This window comes from Streptomyces laculatispora (assembly GCF_017353455.1).
In the GTDB taxonomy this organism is placed as follows: Bacteria; Actinomycetota; Actinomycetes; order Streptomycetales; family Streptomycetaceae; genus Streptomyces; species Streptomyces laculatispora.
This window is the reverse complement of the sequence record NZ_JAFMPZ010000201.1, coordinates 1-4744: the sequence shown is the minus strand read 5'-3', so window position 1 is coordinate 4744 and position 4744 is coordinate 1. Positions and strand designations below refer to the sequence as shown.

Annotated in this window: 2 protein-coding genes and 1 pseudogene; all 3 read right to left on the bottom strand. The window is 73.7% G+C overall.

The window, feature by feature from the left end:
- On the bottom strand, positions 1-3361 hold a 3361-nt coding region (locus tag J1C73_RS11790), incomplete at its 3' end, for a type I polyketide synthase (RefSeq protein WP_207316325.1).
- 54 nt (positions 3362-3415) lie between these two features.
- On the bottom strand, positions 3416-3931 hold the full coding sequence (locus J1C73_RS35485) for an acyl carrier protein (protein WP_278186543.1): 516 nt from the start codon (positions 3929-3931) through the stop codon (positions 3416-3418).
- A gap of 246 nt (positions 3932-4177) precedes the next feature.
- Positions 4178-4696 (bottom strand): annotated as a pseudogene (locus J1C73_RS35480) (SDR family NAD(P)-dependent oxidoreductase); the annotation flags it as partial.
- Positions 4697-4744 lie beyond the last annotated feature (48 nt).

Sequence of the window (4744 nt, the reverse complement as noted above, 5' to 3'; positions counted from 1 at the left end):
TCCACGCCACGTCCTCGGCACCGGGCGTTCCCGCGCCCGATGTCGTGGTGGCGGGCGCCACGACACCGGTCGCGTGCCGTGTCCACGGCTGGTCGCCGTCCTCGGTGCGGGCGTGCACGGTCACCGGGCGCCGGCCGGCCGGGTCGGCGGTGCCGACCGTGACGCGTACCGCCACACCGCCCCGCTCGGGGACGATCAGCGGGGCCTCCAGCGTCAGCTCGTCGATCACCGGGCAGCCGACCTGGTCACCGGCGTAGCCGGCGAGTTCCAGCTGTCCGGTGCCGGGGAAGAACGCGGAGTCGCCCACGCGGTGGTCGCCGAGCCAGGGGTGGGTGCCGAGGGACAGGCGTCCCGTCAGGCTGAGGGCGTCCGTGTCCGGAGCCGAGACCCGGGCGCCGAGCAGCGGGTGGCCGGCCGGTTCGAGGCCTGCGGTCAGCACGTCCCCGGCGCCGGTGGGCGCGGTGACCCAGTAGCGCTCGCGCTGGAAGGCGTACGTCGGCAGCTCGACGCGGTGGGTGGGCGCGGCGTCGTGGAAGAGGCTCCAGTCGACCGGGGCGCCGTGCACGTAGGCCTCGGCCAGCGACAGGGCGAAGCGGTCCGGGCCGCCGCTGTGGCGGCGCAGCGAGCCGACCGCGGTGGCGTTGGCCGAGCCGGCGGCGACCGTCTCTCCGAGGGCGATGAAGAGGCCCGGGTGGGGGCTGGCCTCCACGAAGAGGGTGAACCCGTCGTCGAGCATGGCCCGGGTGGTGTCCTCGAAGCGCACGGTGCGGCGCAGGTTCTCGTACCAGTAGCCGGCGTCGAGTGCGGTGGTGTCGATTGGGCCGCCGGTCACCGTGGAGTAGAAGGTCGTGGTGGACGGGCGGGGGGTGACCTCGGCGATCTCGGCCAGCAGGCGGTCGCGTATCTCCTCGACGAACACCGAGTGCGAGGCGTAGTCCACCGGGATGCGGCGGGCCTGTACGCCCTGCGTCTCCAGGTGGGCGTACAGCTCGTCGAGGGCTTCCGTCTCGCCGCACACGACGGTGGAGGAGGGGCTGTTGACCACGGCGATCTGGAGCCGGTCGCCCCATCCGCTCATCATCGATTCGGCCTGTGCGGAGGGCAGCGCGACCGACATCATGCCGCCGCGTCCGGCGAGGTCCTGGCGGATGATCCTGCTGCGGAGTGCGACGACGCGGGCGCCGTCCTCCAGCGAGAGGGCCCCGGCGACGCAGGCGGCCGCGATCTCTCCCTGGGAGTGGCCGACGACGGCGGCGGGCTCCACACCGCACGCGCGCCAGAGGCCCGCGAGGGAGACCATGACGGCCCACAGGACCGGCTGGACGACGTCGACCTCGTCGAAGGTGGGCGCTCCCGGGCGCTGGTGGACGACATCGAGGAGGTCCCAGTCGGTGAAGGGCGCCAGGGCGTCGGCGCACTCGCGCATCCGGTCGGCGAACACCGGTGAGGAGGCGAGGAGTTCGACGGCCATGCCGGCCCACTGGGAGCCCTGGCCGGGGAAGACGAAGGCGACCTGGGCGGGGCCGGTGGCGGTGCCGCGGATCACGTGCGGCGCCTTGGTGCCGTCCGCGAGTGCGTCCAGGCCGGTGAGCAGAGAGGTGGACAGGGAAGTGGGCGCAGGGGTGGGGTCGTTGTCGTTCCCGGCGGCCGGGAGGGTGCCGGTGCCGAGGACGACGGCGCGGTGCTCGAACGCGGTGCGGGTGGCGACGAGGGCGTGGCCGATGTCCTGGGGGCGGGCGGCGGCGCCGGCTCCGTCCCGTACGAAGGAGGCCAGCCGCGCCGCCTGGGCACGCAGGCCCGCGGCGCTGCGTCCCGAGACGAGGAACGGGGCGACGGGTGCGGTGAAGGGAAGGATCCGGGTGTCCTTGGCCGGCTGCCCCTCGTCCGGCTGCGCGCTCTTGCCCTCGCTCGTTCCGGTGGTCGCACCGGTCGCGCTGTCGCGGCCCGTCGTGGCGGGTTCGGCGGCGGGTTCCGGCGCCGGGGCCTCCTGGAGGATCACGTGCGCGTTGGTGCCGCTGAGCCCGAACGCCGAGATGCCGGCGGTCCGCGGGTGACCGTTCCGCGCCCAGGGTTCGGCCTCGGTGAGCAGGCTGACGTGGCCGGAGGTCCAGTCGACGTGGGTGGAGGGCTGCTCGACGTGCAGGGTCCTGGGGAGCAGGCCGTTGCGCAGGGCCATCACCATCTTGATGACGCCGCCGACGCCGGCCGCCGCCTGGGCGTGGCCGATGTTGGCCTTGAGCGAGCCCAGCCGCAGGGGCTGTTCGGCGGTACGGTCCTGGCCGTACGTGGCGAGCAGGGCCTGTGCCTCGATCGGGTCGCCGAGGGTGGTGCCGGTGCCGTGGGCCTCGACGACGTCGACGTGGGCGCCGGGTACGCGTGCGTTGGCGAGGGCCTGGCGGATGACGCGTTGCTGGGACGGGCCGCTGGGGGCGGTGAGGCCGTTGGAGGCCCCGTCGGAGTTGATGGCCGATCCGCGTACGACGGCGAGCACGGGGTGTCCGTTGCGGCGGGCGTCGGAGAGGCGCTCCAGCAGGACGATGCCCGCGCCCTCCGACCAGCCGGTGCCGTCGGCGGTGTCGGAGAACGCCTTGCAGCGCCCGTCGGGCGCGAGGCCGCGCTGCTTGCTGAAGGCGACGAAGGGCGCAGCTGTCGACATGACCATGACGCCGCCGGCCAGCGCGAGGCTGCATTCGTCCTGGCGCAGGGCCTGTGCGGCGAGGTGCAGGGCGACGAGCGACGACGAGCAGGCGGTGTCCACGGTGAAGGACGGGCCTTCGAGGCCGAGGGTGTAGGAGATGCGGCCGGAGATGACGGAGGCGGCCCGTGCGGTGGCCATGTAGGCCTCGACGGCCTCGGGTACGCCTTCGGGGAAGTCCCCGTAGTCCTGGATGCCGGATCCCATGTAGACGCCGACGCGGCCGCCGCGCAGGGTCTCCGGGTCGATTCCGGCCCGTTCGAAGGCCTCCCAGGCGACTTCGAGGGTGAGGCGCTGCTGCGGGTCGGTGGCCTCCGCCTCCATGGGGCCGATGCCGAAGAACCCGGCGTCGAAGTCGCCCGCGCCCTGCAGGAACCCGCCCTGGTGCACGTAGCTGGTGCCCGGCTGCGAGGCGTCCTCGCCCATGAGCTGGTCGAGGTCCCAGCCCCGGTCGTCCGGCATGCCCGATACGGCGTCGCGGCCCTCGGCGACCAGGTGCCACAGTTCCTCGGGGGTGGTCACCCCGCCGGGGAAGCGGCAGCCCATGGCCACGATGGCGATGGGCTCCTGCGCGGCGGCCTCGGCGTCCTGAAGGCGGCGCCGGGTGCGGTGCAGGTCGGCGGTCACCTTTTTGAGGTAGTCGAGGATCTTCTCGTCGTTGGCCATATCGGTCTCACCGAGTCCTTTGGGTCAGATGCCGGCAGCGTGCCCGTGCCCGTGTCAGGCGAGGCCGAGTTCCTGGTCGATGAAGGCGAGGACGTCGTCGGCGGAGGCCTCGTCGAGCGTGTCCCGCACGGCGGCCACCCCCGTTTCGCCGCTCTGGAGGGTGGTCAGGGTGTCGAGGAGGGTCTGCAGCCGTGAGGTGATGCGGCTGCTGCGGATCTCCTCGATGCCGAGCGCCCCGATCAGTTCCTCGAACCGGTCGACCTCCGCGAGGATCGGCGTCGCGGTGTCGTCGCTGTCGGGGAAGAGCCGGGTGTGCAGGTGCTCGGCGAGTGCGGTGGGGGTGGCGTAGTCGAAGACCAGCGTCGCGGGCAGTTGGGTGCCGGTGGCGGCGGTCAGGGCCTGGCGGAGTTCCACGGCGGCGACGGAGTCGAAGCCGAGATCCTCGAAGGCGCGCTGCGGGTCGAGTTGGGAGGGCGCGTCGTAGCCGAGCAGGGTCGAGACGCGGGTGCGTACGAGGTCGAGCAGCGCCCGGCCGCGTTCGGCGGCGGAGAGGCCGGCGAGCCGGGTCATCAGGCTGTCCGCGTCGGAGGAGGCGGAGTCCGGCGCGGCGGACAGGATCTGCGTCACGTCGTCGAGTGCGTCGAGCAGTGGGCGGGGGCGGGCGAGCGTGTACGTGGGGGCGAAGCGGGACCAGTCGAACTCGGCGACGACGAGGTGGCTCTCGTCGTGCTCCAGGGCCTGCTTCAGTGCGCCGATGGCGAGTTGGGGGTCCATGGCGGGTGCGCCGATGCGTTCCATGACGGCGCTGAGTTCGGCGTCGACCATGCCGCCCTGCCAGGAGCTCCAGGCCACGGAGGTGGCGGTGAGTCCGCGGGCCCGGCGGCGGTGCGCGAGGGCGTCGAGGTGGGCGTTGGCGGCGGCGTAGGCGGCCTGCCCGGCGCTGCCCCAGACCGCGGCGCCGGAGGAGAAGAGCACGAAGGCGTCGAGGGGGTGGTCGCCGAGGAGGTCGTCGAGGTGCTGGGCCCCGGTGATCTTGGCGTGGCCGACGGCCGCGAACTCGTCCTCGGTCAGTTCGGTGAGCGGGGCCATGCGCTGCATGGCCCCGGCGGCGTGCACGACGGTGGTCAGGGGCAGTTCCGCGGGTACGGCGTCGAGGACCCGGGCCAGTGCGGCGCGGTCGGTGACGTCGCAGGCGGCGAGGGTCACCCGGGTGCCGGCCGCTTCCAGTTCGGCCGCGAGTTCGCGGGCGCCGGCGGCCGCGTCGCCGTGCCGGCTGAGGAGCAGCAGGTGCGGGATTCCGTCGGCGGCGAGCATCCGGGCGACGTGGGCGCCGAGGCCGCCCCTCCCACGGCACCGCGCTCATCACCGGCGGCACCGGCGGCC